The following is a 15,525-nucleotide window of genomic DNA, read 5'->3' on the forward strand; positions in this document are numbered from 1 at the left end:
TGGCGACGTGTGAGAATAGGCGTGATTGATGGTCGGAAGGAGCACTGACAATGGATTCTTCCTCGGAAGCGTCGTCCATGGCACAAGGACTTCGGATTGTGCGGCTGGTCGCTGACCGGGAGAAGTGGGGGAGACGGCTTCTCGGCGTTTCCCAGCTCGCCTCCGAGCTGGACATGGAACAAAGCCGCGTATCCCGGCTTACCCAGGAACTGTGTGATCTGGGACTTCTGGAACGGGTCGAACGGGGTCCGTTCCGGACAGGCCCACGATTTTTCGATCTCGCGGCTTCACTTAATACTGGCTGGGTTCGCGAATCAAGAACCGAGCTGGAGGCTTTGGTGGCCACGCTAAGCCTCCGATCCAGGGTTTCCGTCAGGGAGGCCTTCCGGGTAATTCTCCTGCGCGCGTCCAGCAATGACGCGCTCCCCGGCGGCTTCGTAAAACCTGGCATGGTTACGCCCATATGGTGTACAGGGTCGGGCCGCGCTCTTTTGTGGGACCACGAGCAGGTCGCGATTCAAGATCTCCTCAAGGACGTCAACTTCATCGGCGTCGGAGGGCCGGGCGCGGCCCACTCGGCCCTGGAGGTCTGCGAACTCATGGACCGGGACAGGGCCCGTGGCTTCACTTTGGCAGCGGAAGAATTCGAGCACGGCGTCTACGAATTGGCCCTGCCCATCCGCAACCGTGAAGGAACGATTCTTGCTTCACTTAGTGTTCTGGGCAACAGGTCCGAGATCGAACCCAGGGCCGGGAAAATTGCCAAGGTTCTGACGGAGTCAGCCGATCGGCTGGGATCTCGCGATCACCGCAGGGGAGACAGTACGGGAGGCGCAGGCCTTGCGAGCTAGGCCTGCGCCTGCGCCAACGACTGACCCAGCGTCGATTCCAGCCACTTTCCCCACAACACAAGAGCCGAGGCGCAGAGCTCCCGCCGCGGCTCCAGCCGCGTCTTAGGACCCACCACCTGCAAGGCCGCCACTACGTCCCCCTTGAAATCCCGGACCGGAACCGCCAAAGAATACAAGCCTGGTTCGGCTTCCTCGTCGACGATGGAATACCCCCGGCTCCGAGCCTCATGCAGCCGCGTCAGGAAGTCCTCGACATCCACTGGAGTCTTGGGGCCGTGACGAACAAACGCAGCAGACCCGAAAACTGTTCGTACCTCGGCGTCGGACGACTCCCAAAGCAGTGCCTGGCCGGCGTCACTGCAGTAGGCCGGGTACGGCCGGCCCAACCACGAACCGACCATGTTGCTGCTCGCCGGAATGCGCTCACCGACCGTCACTGTGCTGTCGCCGCTCAGAACTCCGAGGAAGCATCCTTCGTTCGTTTCACCAGCAAGCCCCTCCAAGGCGGTTATTCCGTCGGTCTGCAGCCGTTGTTCGGTCAAAAGCTGGGCGTCGGTAAATAGTGACCAGCTCAGGGTGTACGACCGCCCGTCCGCGCGTTCCAGAAAGCCTTCCTGCTCGGCGCCCCGGAGGCTTCGCGAAACCTGGCTGCGGTCCTTGCTTAGATCCCCTGCAATGTCGGCGACTGTTCCGCCGGGGAGGCCTTCCGCGTTGCGGGAACCAACTGCAAGGACAGCCATGATTCCCCGTCCCATGCTGGATGTCTTAGGCATGGATCCGATTCTAGCCACCAGATGGCGCACCTCAGTGGATAGCAAACACCCGGGCCGGAAAGCCGCTGCCCTGAAGGGGCTTGGGCCACGTTGCAACAAGGGCGGCACCCTTTTCGGGAAGATCGCCCAGGTTCGCCAATAGCTCGATCTGCCAACGGTTCTGTTCCAGCACGTATGTCTCAAGACTGAAGTCCTTGTGGGAAGTGGACACCCCCGGGTCGGTGTCCGTCTGTTCGTGACCTACAGCCGCAATCGACCGTTGTTCAAGCAAAAACGTGAGGACTTCCTGCGACCAGCCAGGCGTATGACTCACGCCTTCGCTGTCTCTGTTTGCCATGGCGTCTGCATCGGGCCAACGTTCGCTCCAGCCCGTCCGCAATGCCACAAAGCAACCCGTCGGGACAGTACCGTTTCGGCTTTCCCATGATTGGAGGTCCTCCATTGTGGGGGTGGCATCGGCATCAGCCCTGACCCTTTCGGTGATGTCCAGGACAACCAGCGGAAGGACCATGTCCTCTACCGGAATTTGGTCCAGGGTCCGGCCCCCGCGGATGAAATGCGAGGGGGGATCGACGTGGGTTCCCCATTGCCCGATGATCGAATAGCGATGCGCGGTGAAACCGTCGCCCTTCTCCAGATCGAACACGGCCTCCCTGGTCTCGTTGGGGAAGGCGGGGAAATGCGGCTGGCCGGGGTGGAATGCGTGCGTCAAGTCGGTGAACGTCCTTCCCGCTAGCAGAGGCCGGAGTCCGTCCCAAAATCCCGTCGTGGCGTGTTCGATCATGATGCGGCTTCGCTCTCATATGCCGCGAGGGGCGCAGTGGCGGAGACACTTACGACGCCCGATAGCTCTATGACGGGCAACTCCCAAGGGTGGATTTCCACAAGGCGACGCATGAACCGCTCCACATCGGCATCGTCAAGTGATGCGTCGAAATAGGTGGTGAAGACAAAGGTCGGCGAAATGGTGCGCTGGCCTATTTCCCCCAACGTAGGGTTGGCGCCTGGCCCCACGGTGAATCCTTCGAATCCCACGCCAGACTCGAAAACATGCCTGTAGTTTCCGAAGTCCCCCAATTCCGGAGAGTCCGCCAGGGCCTGGAGCAGCGCCGTGATGCCGTGGTCGTTCCTCAACGCCCCGTCCTCGCCCCTTGTTAGCCCGGAGAAAGTCTCCGACGTGATAGGCCAATGCACGCGCAGCTTGCGCACTGATTTCATTTTGATACCCAAGGTGATTCCTCTTCCATCCACAGCTCGCAGATTGCTTGACTGCTATGGTGGCACAGCAATGTTGATCATTACAAGCATCTACAAATGCTTATTATGATCACTATATTGAGTGAGTGGTCACGCCAAGGACATCTCGTCCGCACAGGCTTGAATTACCATCAACTGCTTGGAGATCCGAACGATGCCCCGTATCACCACGTTGTCCCACATGCTCGACGCCGGGTCGAACCTGACGGTGGACGGCGCGCTTGCCACTGAACTCGAGGCGCGCGGCTGCAATTTGGAGGACTCTCTTTGGTCGGCCAAAGTGCTTCGGGAACAACCGCAGCTGATCAGGCAGGTGCACCGCGACTACTTCGGTGCAGGCGCCAAAGTTGCAATCACAGCGAGCTATCAGGCCACGCCACAAGGATTTGGACAGCGCGGCGTCGGCGAAGTGGAAGCCTTGGAATTGGTGGCATTGAGCGTACGCCTGGCCGACGAGGCGAGGCGGGAATACTTGGTTGAAAACCCGGAAGCGGGACCCCTGCTGATTGCCGGATCCGTGGGCCCTTATGGCGCCTACCTCGCAGACGGGTCGGAGTACCGGGGCGACTACTCCCTCAGCCGGAGCGAGTTCATGGAGTTCCACCGGCCTCGGATCGCGGCGCTGGTGGAGGCTGGAGTGGACTTGCTGGCAGTAGAGACGTTGCCATCAGTGTCGGAGACGGGAGCTCTGTTGGCACTAGTGGAAGAATTCGATGTCGAATCGTGGTTCTCCTTCACGCTACGGGACGGGCGGCACATCAGTGACGGCACGCCCCTTGCCGACGTCGCAAGGCTCTGTTCGACGCAGCCGAGGGTCGCCGCCATCGGTGTAAATTGCGTGCCGTTGGACTTGGTCTCTCCGGCACTTGAGGCCCTACGCAAAGTCACCTCAACTCCATTGATCGCGTATCCGAATTCCGGCGAAAGCTATGACGCGCTAACCAAGACCTGGACACCCGGCCCCGCCGTGCGCGGCGCTGATGGCAGGCAACCTGCAAGCATTGCGGAAGGAGCCCGCATCTGGCAAAAACTTGGTGCTCGGCTTATTGGCGGGTGCTGCAGGACGACACCGCAAGATATTGCTGGGATTTGGTCCGGATAGGTGAGCGAGCGTTCGGAGGGCGGCCCGCATATGTGAGCGAGCGTTCGGAGGGCGGTCCGGATAGGTGAGCGAGCGTCTGGGAGGCGGCGCCCTTCGGGCTTAGGCCTCCAGGACGTACGTCCGGAGATCGTCCAGGGTCTGCTGCATGTGCGCGTCCATGGCCTCGCGGGCGCGGGGAGAGTCGCCGGCTTCGAGGGCTTTCAGGATGGCACGGTGGTGTCCAATGGCGTGCTCCTGGATCTCCGGGATTTGCGAGGTCTGGGTGCGCCGGGTTTCTAGGACGCGGTGCAGGGGTTCGAAGAGTACCGCCACAAACACGTTGCCGGAAGCATGCAGGATGACATCGTGGAAGCCTAGGTCTGCCTCGACGAACGCGCCCACATCGTTGGAATCGTGGGCTTTCTGCATGGCGGATACATGGAGGTGCAGCTGCTCGATTTCCTCGGGGGAGACCCGTGAAGCTGCGAGTTCGCATGCCCCGGTCTCGAGCATGCGGCGCAGCTCGATGAGCTGGACGGCCGCTGCGGCGTCGTTCTTTCCCTCCGAAGCCGCGCGCAACACTGCTTCGAGGGATTCCCAACGGTTCAGGGGATTGACGAACGTTCCCCGGCCACGCTCCACGCTCAGGATCCGCTGGGCCTCGAGGGTCTTCATGGCCTCGCGGACGGTCATGCGGCTGACTTCGTGCTTGGCGCTCAATTCGAGTTCGCCGGGAACCACAGTGCCCGGCGGAAATTCGCCCGCGACGATGCGGTCCAGCAGCTCGTCAGCGACGACACCGACCAGCGACTTGCGTGCCATGGTGCTCCGTTCCTAGATGTCTGACATCTTACGCTGGCGGTTGCCGGCTTTCGTTCCAAAACGCGCCGAGCACCAGGGCGCAAGCACGCGGTTGCTCCCAGTGGACGCTATGACCGGCGTCCGGGACCGCCACTAGTTTGCGCAGCGGACTGGCCGCGACGAAGGCTTCCGCTTGGTCCAGCGAGCGCACGAGGTCCCCGACGCCGGCAATCACGAGCGTCGGCGCTGACACCTTTTCGGGGACCTCCGCCGCCACCCCAGCCATCGCCGCGAGGCCGCTGGGGCCCAGGACCTCAAAGGGTGGTTCGAATCCCTGGCCCAGCAAACGATGGTCCTCGGGGGACAAATCCCCAAACCAGGCCTTCATGCACTTCGCGCGCGTCGCGTCGTCAATGAAGCCTTGCCGTAGCTGCGATTCGAGCATCGACTTGAAGGCATCGTTCGGCGGAGCCGGAACCATGCCGATGAGGGCCACGCTCGCCACCAGTTCCGGATGCCTAGCCGCCAATGTCAGCGCCACGCTGCCACCCATTGAATGACCGACGACGTGGACGGGTGAGGGGTTCCGGGCGGCAACGGCCGCCACGGAAGCCGCCGCCGCCTCCAGGGTCCACTCGAATCCCGGAGGCAAAACCTCACCACGGTGATACCCGGGCAACTCGACGATCCACACTGAACGTCCGGCGTCGAGCAACTCGGCGGCGAGCGGCTCCCAATAGGCGGACGTCGAGGCCCAGCCATGCAGCAACAGGACGGGAGGCTGGGACGGTTGTCCCGGCCTCCTGCTAGCGGCCGTTGGAAGGCGCATGTCCACATGTAGCGCCGCGACGGCGGGAGGCTCTTGAAGCATGCGCCAAGCATAGTGACGACTGACACTTGCACAGCCGAAAGCGGGTGTGTCACACTAGCATTCAAATATTAGATGTCTGACATCTTACATTTACTTTCAAAACCACGATGGAGTGCACAGTGACCCTTGAAGCCGATGTTCTGGCCGCCTTCCCGGCTGAAGTCCAGATCCCCGCTCAGCTGGTTGCCGACGCCGTTGCAGCGTCTTCCGCAGCCTCGCCCCGCGTCCTGGTAGTCCTCGACGACGACCCCACGGGCACCCAATCAGTCGCCAACCTGCCGGTACTCACCCGCTGGGAGGTCGCCGATTTCACGTGGGCCTTCGCCCACATTGCGGATAGCCGGTCCCAGCCCGCGGTCTATGTGCTGACCAACACGCGCAGCCTGGACCCGGTTGAGGCCGCCGTCCGCAACGAGGAAATCGTGCGCAACGCCCTCGCCGCGGCGGGCAGCGCTGGTTCGAGGCTGCGCCTCGGTTTCGTCAGCCGCTCCGACTCCACCCTCCGCGGCCACTACCCGCTGGAACCGGACGTCATTGCCGCCACGGTCGCCGACGTAACAGGCGAGTCCACAGACGGTGTCGTGATGGTCCCAGCCTTCCCCGACGCTGGACGCGTCACCATTGGCGGCGTGCACTACATGCGCGGAACCGGGGCCGACGCCGGCAAGCTCACCCCGGTTTCCGAGACCGAGTTCGCCAACGATGCGAGCTTCGGCTTCGCTAACTCCGAGATGGCCAAGTATGTGGAGGAAAAGTCGCAGGGCCGCTTCGCCGCCAGCGATGTGATCGTCCTCGACCTGAACATCATCCGCGCCGGTGCGGCTGCTGCGAACGGATCCGCCGGAGATCCCGAGCTCTCCGCCAAGGCCATCGCCGACGCGATCGAACCCGCCACGAACTCCATGCCCATCGTCGCGGACATCGTCACCGAGAACGACCTCCGCGCGCTGGCCCTCGGACTGGAAGAAGCCGAACGCCGCGGCAAGAAGCTGCTCTACCGCGTGGGCCCGCCGTTCGTCCGCGGCCGCATCGGCCAGGAAATCCGCGAGGCGCTCACTGGTGAGGAAGCCTACGAAGGCAACACTCCCTCCACAGCCGGCGGCTTGATCGTTGTCGGCTCGCATGTCGGCCTCACCACGCGCCAGCTCAACGTCCTCACGGCCCAGCACAGCTCGGCACGCATCATCGAGATCGACGTCGAGAAGCTTCTCGCTAGCGGCGCGGAAGCCTACCTGGACGAGACGGTCACCGCCGTCGTCGACGCCCTCCTCCACGGCGACGTCATCATCCACACGAGCCGCCTGCTGATCAAGACCGACGACGCCGCCGCGAGCCTGAAGATTGCCCGCAGCGTCTCTGCCGCCGTCGTCGCGGTCGTGAACCGGACGCTCAAGACCTTCCCGCCGCGCTTCGTCATCGCCAAGGGCGGCATCACGTCCTCGGACGTCGCCGCGCACGGCCTGGAAATCCGGCACGCGATTGTCCGCGGCCCCATGCTGCCGGGCATCGTCTCCCTCTGGGAGCCGGTGGACGGACCCGCGAAGGGCATCCCGTACATCGTGTTCGCCGGCAATGTGGGCGACGACGAATCCCTGGCGCACGTCACGCGCAAGCTCAGCAACACCTTCTAACGCAACCCCAACATTCAATGGAGAACACCATGACCAGCAACTACACCGTCGCCGTCCTTGGCCTCGGCGCCATGGGCCTGCCGATGGCCACCCGCCTGGCAACCCAATTGACCGTCCACGGCTTCGACATCGCCGAACCGCGCCTGAAGCTCGCCGCCGACGCCGGGATCCGTACCTTCGCCTCGGCCCGCGAGGCATCGGAAGGTGCCAACGCCCTGCTCCTTGCGGTGCGCAACGGCGAACAGCTCGACGACGTCCTCTTCGGTGAGAACGGCGTGGCCTCCGTGCTCAAGCCGGGCGCCGTCGTGATCCTTGGCAGCACAGTCGGCACCGAAGCCATTCCCGCCACGGTTGCCCGCTTGGCCGAGTACGGCGTCGAACTCGTTGACGCGCCCCTTTCCGGCGGTCCGAAGCGTGCCGGTGAAGGCGACCTCCTGATCGTGGTGGGCGCGACGCCAGCCGCACAGGAAAAGGCCCGTCCCGTGCTTGAACTGCTCGCATCCACGCTGAGCATCGTGGGCGATAAGCCTGGTGATGGCCAAGCCCTCAAGACCGTCAACCAGCTCCTTTGCGGCGTACACATCGCTGCCGCTGCCGAGGCCATGGCCCTCGCCGACGCCCTTGGATTGGACCAGGCCAAGACCCTTGCCGCCCTCGAAGCAGGTGCCGCAGGCTCGTTCATGCTGTCCAACCGCGGTCCCCGCATCCTCGAGGCATACAACGACGAAGGCGCCGAGGTCCTCAGCCGTTTGGACATCTTCGTCAAGGACATGGGCATCGTCGGCAAGGCCACCCGCGCCGCCGGCCTGGCCGCACCCGTTGCCGCCGCCGCTGAACAGCTCTACCTCCTCGGCCAGGCCCAAGGCCTCGCCGCCGCCGACGACTCCGCCGTCATCAAGGTTGTCGCGCCCTCCAGGCGCACCGTCTAGAAAAGCACCCCCAACAAGCGTGCGACGACGGCGGTCCCCCTCCGCCGTCGTCGCCTCTCTCACCGGCCTCGAGTCCAGGCCGGTGTTGTCAAAGGAGACACATCCGATGAATCCCCTCATCCATTCCTTGGCAGTCCGGGCAGCTGATGCCCCTGCCATCAAGCCAGCCGTGGACCTTGGGACTCCGCTGCTGCTGACCATCGCCGTCGCAGGCGTCGCGCTGTTGCTGCTGATGATCATCCGCTTCAAGATCCAGGCCTTCGTGGCATTGCTAGCCGTGAGCATCCTGGTGGCCGTCGCCGCGCAGATCCCCTTGGCAGACGTTTTCACCGTTGTGGCCAACGGCGTCGGCGGCACCATGGGCAAAGTGGCACTGTTGATTGCCCTCGGAGCCGTGCTAGGACGCATGATCGAAGTGTCCGGCGGCGTGCAATCGCTGGCCAACCACTTCACAGCGAAGCTCGGAGCCAAGCGCGTTGCCGTAGCCCTCACCGCCGTCGGCTTCCTGGTTGCCATTCCTGTGTTCTTCGAGGTGGGCATCATCGTGCTGGTGCCGATTGTCTACGCCTTTGCAAAGATCGCCAAGCTGCACCCCATCAAATTCGGCCTTCCCATGGCCGGCATCATGCTTTCCATCCACGTCGCCGTTCCCCCGCACCCGGGCATTGTTGCCGGGGCAGGCGTCATGGGAGCCGACATCGGACTCATCGCGATGATTTCCCTCATCATCTGCGTGCCGCTGGGCTTCCTGTCCTACTGGGTCGCCAGCATTATGAACCGCAAGGATTACGAACTGCTTCCGGGCGTCCGCGACCAGATTGAAGAATTCGGCTCCGATTCCCTGGTGCGCGTCGGCCATGACGGTCCCGGTGCCAAAGTCGTCGCCCCGCCGCGTCCGGGCCTGATCATCTTCCTCATCGCCGCACCGATCGTGCAGATCCTCCTTGGGACGGCAGGTACGCTCCTGATCAACAAGAAGGACTACTGGTACGGCGTCGCGTCCTTCGTGGGCAACCCCTTCTTCGCGCTGCTGGTGGCCGTTGCGCTCGCCTTCTTCCTGCTGGCCGTGCGTGGCGGCTGGTCCCTGAAGGACACAGGCGAGATCTTCGAAGGCGCCCTGCCTCCCATCGCCTCCATCCTCATGGTGGTGGCCGCCGGTGGCGTGTTCGGCGGTGTCCTGCAGGTCTCCGGCATCGGAGCGGCGCTGTCCCAGACGCTTGATTCCCTGGGGGTACCGATCATCCTGCTCGGCTTCATCATCTCCCTGGCATTGCGTGCCGCGCAGGGTTCGGCCACGGTTGCCATTGTCACCACCACGGGCCTCCTCTCGGCTGCCGTTGCACATGGTGGCTACACCCCCGCGCAGATCGCCGTGATCGTGATCGCGATCGGCTTCGGCGGCCTGGGCTTGTCCCATGTGACCGACGCCGGCTTCTGGGTGGTGGTGCGCTACTACGGCCTCACAGTGTCCGATGGCCTCAAGACTTGGACCGTTCTCACCACCATCCTGGGTGTCGCCGGCTTCCTGCTCAGCTATGTGGCCTGGATCCTGGTGGGAGGCTTGGCCCACTAATGCGTGTACGCCTTGACGAACTTGTAGGCTCCGCCCTGGAGCGAGGGGCGGCCGTTCCGGCTTTCACGTGCTATGACTTCACCACCGCCCTCGCCGTGGTGGCCGCCGCCGAGGAGTCCGGCCGCGGCGTCATCCTGTTGGTGGCGCCCAAGACGGCCGCGTCTCTTGCTGGTTCGCGGCTGATCACAGCGCTGCGTGCCCTGGCCGACGACGCCAGCGTGCCGGTCTCGGTACAGCTGGACCATGCCTCGGACCTGGAGGTCATCCGTGACTCAGTGGCTGCCGGTGCAGACGCCGTCCTCGCCGATGGTTCGTCCCTCCCCTTTGAGGAGAACATCGCCCTGGTCCGTTCGGTACGTGAGGTCTTGGACGCCTCTGGTGGCTCCGACGTCGTGATTGAAGCGGAACTCGGCGGGCTGGCCGGTGACGAGGACAAGGCTTTCGGGGTTGATGTTCACGCTCATCCCGCAGGCCTGACGGATCCCGGCCAGGTGCAGGACTTCGTCTCCCGCACCGGCGCCGATCTTTTGGCCGTGGCCGTGGGAAATGCGCATGGCCGTTACACCGGCGCGCCCAAGCTGCATTGGGAGGTGCTGGAGGACATTGCGTCGCGCACCGAGCTTCCGCTTGTGCTCCACGGCGCTTCAGGAATCCCCGCCGCCGATCTGGTCAAGGCCACGTCCACCCGGGTGGGCAAGGTGAATTTCAATACCGAGTTACGTACCGGCATCCTCGCGACGCTCGAGGCTGAGACCACCGCGCACCGGGCCGACGGCGAGAACCTCCAGGGCCTGTTGGGCCGCTGGAACTTCTCCGCGTCGACGTTCGCCGAAGCAACACTGAACATGCTCAGCCGCTAAGCGCGCCTGGCGGGCGGCGCCTGGCCGCTGGGTCGCGGCTCAAAGCAATACAGGGAGGCTAGGATCAGCACATGATCCTGGCCTCCCTGCTTTTTGCCCTCGTTGCCGGCCTGCTGCATGTCTACATCTTCAGCATGGAGTCCATCACTTGGACCCGTCCGGCCACGTGGAAGCGTTTCAGCGTCGCTTCCCAGTCCGATGCCGAAACCACCAAGCCCCTCGCGTACAACCAGGGCTTCTACAACCTCTTCCTTGCGATTGGCGCGCTCGCCGGGATCGTCATCGTCGCGCTCGGCCACCCGCAGGTGGGCTGGACCCTCGTTTTCAGCTCGTGCGGTTCCATGCTGCTGGCGGCAATCGTGCTTGCCTTGAGCGGCAAAAAGTACCTCCGCGCTGCGGTTCTCCAAGGCACGACGCCGCTGCTCGCCGTCGTGCTCGGCATCCTGGCCGTGGCGCTCGGCTAAGCGAAACCCTCGCTCACGTATGTGGCACTTTCCCCCGACGCTCGCTCACCTATGTGGGCTTTTGGGGTGACCCTAGCTCACTTCTTGCGCGCGAGCGTTGACACTATCTGCCCGAAAAGTGATGGAGCGTCGGTGGATGGGGTCGAAATCTGCAGGAGCGTTTGATGAAGAACGACGGCGGTTGGCGGGCAAGGCGCCCACCGGCGCCCGCCGCCCTCAACATTGCCGTCAAGTGCCATCTGGCTACGAAACCTTCCCCGTCAAAACCCTGAACCCCAGCTCCGCATTGAAGCCATGGATCTCCCGCGTATCCAATGCCGACATGAAGGCCAGGATCTCCTCGGTAATCACCTGCCCCGGGACCAGGACGGGGAATCCCGGCGGGTAGGGGGTGACGAAGGAGGCAGACACCATTTCCTCGCCAGCAGCGACCCTCCGTGCAAGATCTGCCGCGCTGAAGTACTCGCAGGAACCGGCTTTGTAGCTCTCGAAGTAGGCTGCCCGCATGTTCCCGTCGGGAGTTTCCGCGTCTTTTCGGAATCGCTCGGCGAAGCGGCTGAAGTCCGGCAGAGGCGGCGGTGTGCTGGTCAGTTCGGCGACTCGGGCATTGCGGGCCCGCTGCCCCAATCCGCTCAAGCCGGACTGCTCATCTTCGAAGGTCTCGGCCAGCTTGACCAGGACCTCGACGAGGTAGGCAACGGCGCTTCGCGAAGTGCCAATGTTCGTCATGAAAAGCACGCTGTTCCGTGACGTCTTGTTGACCTGGATCCCGTACTTGTCCATCAAGTAGTCGTGCTTGAAAGTGTCCCCGTCCACGCCGGTGAGTCCGATGTGCAGGGTCAAACGACTTGGATCGACGACGAATTCGTCCCGCTCCCAGGCCTCCGCCATCGCGGCCAGTCCATCGCGGAGCGGCATTTGCCGACTGGTCTCGCGGTACTGCGCCGGAATAAGGTCCCGGGTGCCGAGGACGCGGAAGTATTTCCTCAGCAGGGGGTGCCTCGCCACCGCATGGGCGATGCTGACGGCGAGATCCGCCTGCCGTTGCACGAGCTCGTAGCCTTCGAACTCGACCTGACGCCGGCCCATGTCCAGCGAGGCCAGGATCTGGTAGTTGGGCGAGGTGGAGGTGTGCGTCATGTACGCCTCGCGGAAGCTTTCCTCATTCAGTTGACCGAAGTCCTGGTCATGGATGTGGATCATGGACCCTTGCCGGAGCGATGTCAGGGTCTTGTGGGTGGACTGCGTGGCATAAACGCGAACCCGGGCCTTTGCCGGATCGGGCAGCAGCCTCGTCTTCAGAAGCAGCTCATCGCTCACGTGCCCGACGCCGGAACCCGGGCCGCCGCCGTCGGGCTCGCCGCCGCAACCGCCTCCCGCCGCCCCGCTGGCCAGGGCGAGCTCCCGCACTTGCTCGGCGTGGCGCCGGGCGTAGGCCGGATCCGCGAAGGATTGCTCGAGTGACCGGGCCGAAGCCATGGCCGTGCGGCGGCGGTAGATGTGGTGGAAGCCCGCGAACGCGAACCACGCCTCGTCCCACAGGAAGACCAGGTCCGGTTTGATGGCGAGGCACTCTTCCATCACTCGTTCGACGTCGTACACAATCCCGTCGAATGTGCAGTTGGTGAGGGCGAGCATCTTGACCTCGTGGAGCCTGCCTGCGCGGCGGTAATCCAGGAGCATCCGCTTGATGCTTTCCAAGGGAACAGCGCCATAAAACGAGAAATCGTTCAAGGGGTAGGCATCCAAATAGGAGACCTGAGCGCCAGCCAACATGAGGGCATAGTGGTGCGATTTATGGCAGTTCCGGTCCACCAGCACAACGTCTCCAGGCGCAAGGATCGATTGGTGCACGATCTTGTTGGCCGTTGAGGTTCCGTTGGTGACGAAGAGCGATTTCTGCGCACCGAATGCCCGGGCCGCCAGCTTCTGGGCCTGCTTCAGGGATCCATGGGGGTCCAACAGTGAATCGAGACCGCCGGAGGTTGCCGATGTTTCCGCCAGAAGCAGATTGAGGCCATAGAACTCGCCGAGGTCGTTGATCCACTTGGAGTGGATCACTGATCCTCCTCGAGATACTGGCAGGGCGTGGAAGACCCCGGCTGGTTTGCGGCTGTATTGCTGGACCGCGTGGAAGAACGGCGCTTCATATCGTTCGGCGACGCCTGCCAGCAAGGACAGATGGAGTTCCAGGCCGTCCTGGCGGCGGAATATCCGGCGGAATTGCCGGGTCAAGGAACCGGCGAGCTCCTCGATCCCCACTCCCGCCACCAGGTAGAGATCAAGCTCGGGGCGGAGCTGGCCCAGCTTTTCCGCCAAGCTCAGGATGCGGTCCAACGGTCGCTGGGGGAGCGAATTCCCCAAGAACCCGCCCAGGAAACTGCGCACGTCCCGGCTCAGCCGCTGCTTGCTGTTGAGGACAAAACCTGGCCGCAGCACGCACGCCTGGATATCGGGGTTGAGGAGGATGGCTACGATGGCGTCCTCGAAGCTTGGCACGAACACCAGCTCGTAGTTGAAGGCGTCCGCGGGGCGCCGCTGGCTAAGAAGTTCCGCTTGAAGGTCTTCACGGTCCACGTTGGAGACGTCATCGATCACGAGGACTTCGAACCGCTTCCGCGCATCGGACGGTTCTTCCATCCTGTCCGCTTCGCGTTCAGCGTCCGTGGACGGTTCCTGGGCGTGTTGGTTGTGGCCAGCTACTCGCCGCGCGACCGGTTCGATGAGGCCCAGTGCCTCATGAAATTCCCCGGCTTCCAAGCTTCGCCGCAGTTCGGTGACATAGTGCTGCCCCGGAGATGCCCAATACATTTCGAGGGATTCAAGCAATGGCAGCAACCTTCGAACCTCCCGCGGTAACTCGCGCGGCATGCGGGCGCCGGCCGCTGGCCGGGCGCTGGCCGCAAGCTGCTTGACGGCGTAGCCAAGGAACTCCCACGCGTCTGCCCGCACCCGCCAGGCGCTGCCAGGGACCTCGCCGCCGGCTTCTGAATCGTCGGAGGGGCTTCGTTTCGCCGCCGATTCAGGGCCGAGGCCAAGTACCGTGCCGCCAGCGAGGACGGAGGCTGGGGCGAGGGGAAGTGGGGAGGATTGCACTGTCGCGAAATCGGCGCGTGCCACGATGACTCCTTTGTCATGGATTGATGCACTCTCTACTAAACGCCGGGACTTGCCGCGTCGCAGGGCAATTGCGGGGGTTGCAGTCTGGGTTTCCAGATGCACCAGACCCTCCTTCACTTTTGGGGCCAAAAGTCGCAACCCTCCTTCAGCTCACATCTGCAGGAGCGTTGCAGCATTTCCGGCCATTGGTGAGTGAGCGTCGGGGGAATTGCGGTCATTGGTGAGCGAGCGTTGGGGGATTTGGGGTCATTGGTGAGCGAGCGTTGGAGCCGCCTCGCGCCGTCAGCCCTCACGCCACAGCGGCAACGGGACCACGCTGCGGCTGCGCCCGGTTTCGTCCAACACGTGGCCGAGGCGTTTGTAGTTGCGAACCACAGCTTGCCGGGAGATCACGGCGCTCCCCGGTGCCCGCTCCGCGAGTTCGCGCTCGTGGCTCTGGACTTCCAGGTAGTCGCGAACCCAAAGTGTCACGAGCAAGTTCTGGGCGCCCAGAACTTGGGCGCTGAGCCTGCAGTTCGGCAGCGCAGCGAAGTAGCGCCCGACGGCGTCAACATGGTGTGCGGGCACGTTGAGGATCAGGCTCACTTCCCTCAGTCCTTGCTGGGCTGAAGCAGACGTGTCGCACCTCAGCGTCATGTAGCCGGACGCGAGGAACCGCTCCACCCGCCGTCGTGCGGTTTGGGGGGAGACGCCGCAGTCGGCCCCCAGCTCCGCCCAACTGGCCCGCCCGTCCCGGGCCAGTTCTTCCAACAGCGACGCATCCAGCCGGTCGGGAGCGTAGGCGGTCGGGGCGGGCAGGGGATCCGCCGACATGAGCCGGGCCCTCGCCGGTTCAAGGGTGCCGCTGCGCCAATCGGAAGCCTGCCGGTACAGCTTGGTCACGAAAACGACCTCGCGGTGGGTGACGCCGGGGAGCCCGGCGAAGGAGCCGGTGACGATGTCCATGAGCTCTTCGTGGCTTGAGGCGAAGCAGTCCACGAAGAGGTCGTGCGAGCCGGACACCAGCGAAACGGTGCCGAATGCGGGCTCCGCGCAGAGCTTCCGGACCAAGGCTTCGTTCTCGCTCGGAAGCGAAGAAAGGCTGATGAACGCAGACCAGCCCGCACTTAAATAGCGCGCCCCCGGTGCCGGAGTGATCCACGCCAGTCCCTGCTCGGCGAGGGCGTTCCACCGGCGTGCGACGGTAGGCCCGGACAGCCCGAGGACATCTCCAACCCGGCTCCAGTCGGCCCGTGGATTGATCTGCAGCGCATTGACGATTTCAAGATCCGTTTCGGAGATCATGGCCGATTCCTTCAAATTTCGCGATTCTCA

14 protein-coding genes are annotated in these 15,525 nt (G+C 63.7%); 7 read left to right on the top strand and 7 right to left on the bottom strand.

What is annotated here, in order from left to right; genetic code table 11:
- Positions 1-50: 50 nt before the first annotated feature.
- Positions 51-851, top strand: a complete 801-nt coding sequence (locus tag HNP00_RS15900) for an IclR family transcriptional regulator (protein WP_184740700.1) — start codon at positions 51-53, stop codon at positions 849-851.
- Here the strand turns inward: HNP00_RS15900 and HNP00_RS15905 are convergent.
- From HNP00_RS15905 to HNP00_RS15915, 3 genes are read right to left on the bottom strand one after another with little or no spacing between them, the layout of a single operon-like run.
- Entirely contained in the window at positions 848-1,624 is a 777-nt protein-coding gene (locus tag HNP00_RS15905) for an IclR family transcriptional regulator (RefSeq protein WP_184740701.1), read from the bottom strand. The two genes, HNP00_RS15900 and HNP00_RS15905, sit on opposite strands and share 4 nt — an antisense overlap.
- A gap of 31 nt (positions 1,625-1,655) precedes the next feature.
- Positions 1,656-2,408, bottom strand: a complete 753-nt coding sequence (locus HNP00_RS15910) for a cyclase family protein (protein WP_184740702.1) — start codon at positions 2,406-2,408, stop codon at positions 1,656-1,658.
- The gene (locus tag HNP00_RS15915) at positions 2,405-2,842 is read right to left on the bottom strand and encodes a hypothetical protein (RefSeq protein WP_260405009.1); all 438 of its coding nucleotides are present in this window, start codon (positions 2,840-2,842) and stop codon (positions 2,405-2,407) included. Before HNP00_RS15915 ends, HNP00_RS15910 begins: the two co-directional genes overlap by 4 nt.
- A 193-nt stretch (positions 2,843-3,035) precedes the next feature.
- Here HNP00_RS15915 and mmuM point away from each other — a divergent pair, with 193 nt between their 5' ends.
- Entirely contained in the window at positions 3,036-3,983 is a 948-nt protein-coding gene (mmuM, locus tag HNP00_RS15920) for a homocysteine S-methyltransferase (RefSeq protein WP_184740834.1), read from the top strand.
- A gap of 99 nt (positions 3,984-4,082) precedes the next feature.
- On the opposite strand, the gene HNP00_RS15925 is transcribed toward mmuM, so the two are convergent.
- Complete coding sequence (locus HNP00_RS15925; RefSeq protein WP_184740704.1) at positions 4,083-4,784, bottom strand: FadR/GntR family transcriptional regulator; 702 nt, start codon at positions 4,782-4,784, stop codon at positions 4,083-4,085.
- A gap of 28 nt (positions 4,785-4,812) precedes the next feature.
- Positions 4,813-5,634 carry an alpha/beta fold hydrolase gene (locus tag HNP00_RS15930; protein ID WP_184740705.1) on the bottom strand — a complete coding sequence of 274 codons (822 nt, stop codon included), beginning with the start codon at positions 5,632-5,634 and terminating at the stop codon, positions 4,813-4,815.
- A gap of 119 nt (positions 5,635-5,753) precedes the next feature.
- On the opposite strand from HNP00_RS15930, the gene HNP00_RS15935 reads away from it, so the two are divergent.
- The 5 genes from HNP00_RS15935 (at position 5,754) to HNP00_RS15955 (ending at position 11,091) form a co-directional block, all read left to right on the top strand.
- Complete coding sequence (locus HNP00_RS15935) at positions 5,754-7,265, top strand: four-carbon acid sugar kinase family protein (RefSeq protein WP_184740706.1); 1,512 nt, start codon at positions 5,754-5,756, stop codon at positions 7,263-7,265.
- Positions 7,266-7,294: 29 nt separating this feature from the next.
- The gene (locus tag HNP00_RS15940; RefSeq protein ID WP_184740707.1) at positions 7,295-8,194 is read left to right on the top strand and encodes an NAD(P)-dependent oxidoreductase; all 900 of its coding nucleotides are present in this window, start codon (positions 7,295-7,297) and stop codon (positions 8,192-8,194) included.
- Positions 8,195-8,300: 106 nt separating this feature from the next.
- Positions 8,301-9,767, top strand: a complete 1,467-nt coding sequence (locus tag HNP00_RS15945) for a GntP family transporter (protein WP_184740708.1) — start codon at positions 8,301-8,303, stop codon at positions 9,765-9,767.
- Positions 9,767-10,627 (top strand): class II fructose-bisphosphate aldolase, encoded by an 861-nt coding sequence (locus tag HNP00_RS15950; RefSeq protein WP_184740709.1) that lies wholly within the window; start codon positions 9,767-9,769, stop codon positions 10,625-10,627. The genes HNP00_RS15945 and HNP00_RS15950 overlap by 1 nt, the downstream gene beginning before the upstream one ends.
- 71 nt (positions 10,628-10,698) lie before the next feature.
- Entirely contained in the window at positions 10,699-11,091 is a 393-nt protein-coding gene (locus HNP00_RS15955) for a DUF1304 domain-containing protein (RefSeq protein WP_184740710.1), read from the top strand.
- A gap of 243 nt (positions 11,092-11,334) precedes the next feature.
- On the opposite strand, the gene HNP00_RS15960 is transcribed toward HNP00_RS15955, so the two are convergent.
- Together HNP00_RS15960 and HNP00_RS15965 are read right to left on the bottom strand one after the other, a co-directional pair.
- The gene (locus tag HNP00_RS15960) at positions 11,335-14,211 is read right to left on the bottom strand and encodes an aminotransferase class I/II-fold pyridoxal phosphate-dependent enzyme (protein WP_395893826.1); all 2,877 of its coding nucleotides are present in this window, start codon (positions 14,209-14,211) and stop codon (positions 11,335-11,337) included.
- A 282-nt stretch (positions 14,212-14,493) separates the two neighbouring features.
- Entirely contained in the window at positions 14,494-15,495 is a 1,002-nt protein-coding gene (locus HNP00_RS15965) for an Lrp/AsnC family transcriptional regulator (RefSeq protein WP_184740711.1), read from the bottom strand.
- Positions 15,496-15,525: the final 30 nt, after the last annotated feature.

Origin of the sequence: Arthrobacter sp. AZCC_0090, from assembly GCF_014207375.1 — a bacterium.
Taxonomy (GTDB): Bacteria; Actinomycetota; Actinomycetes; order Actinomycetales; family Micrococcaceae; genus Arthrobacter.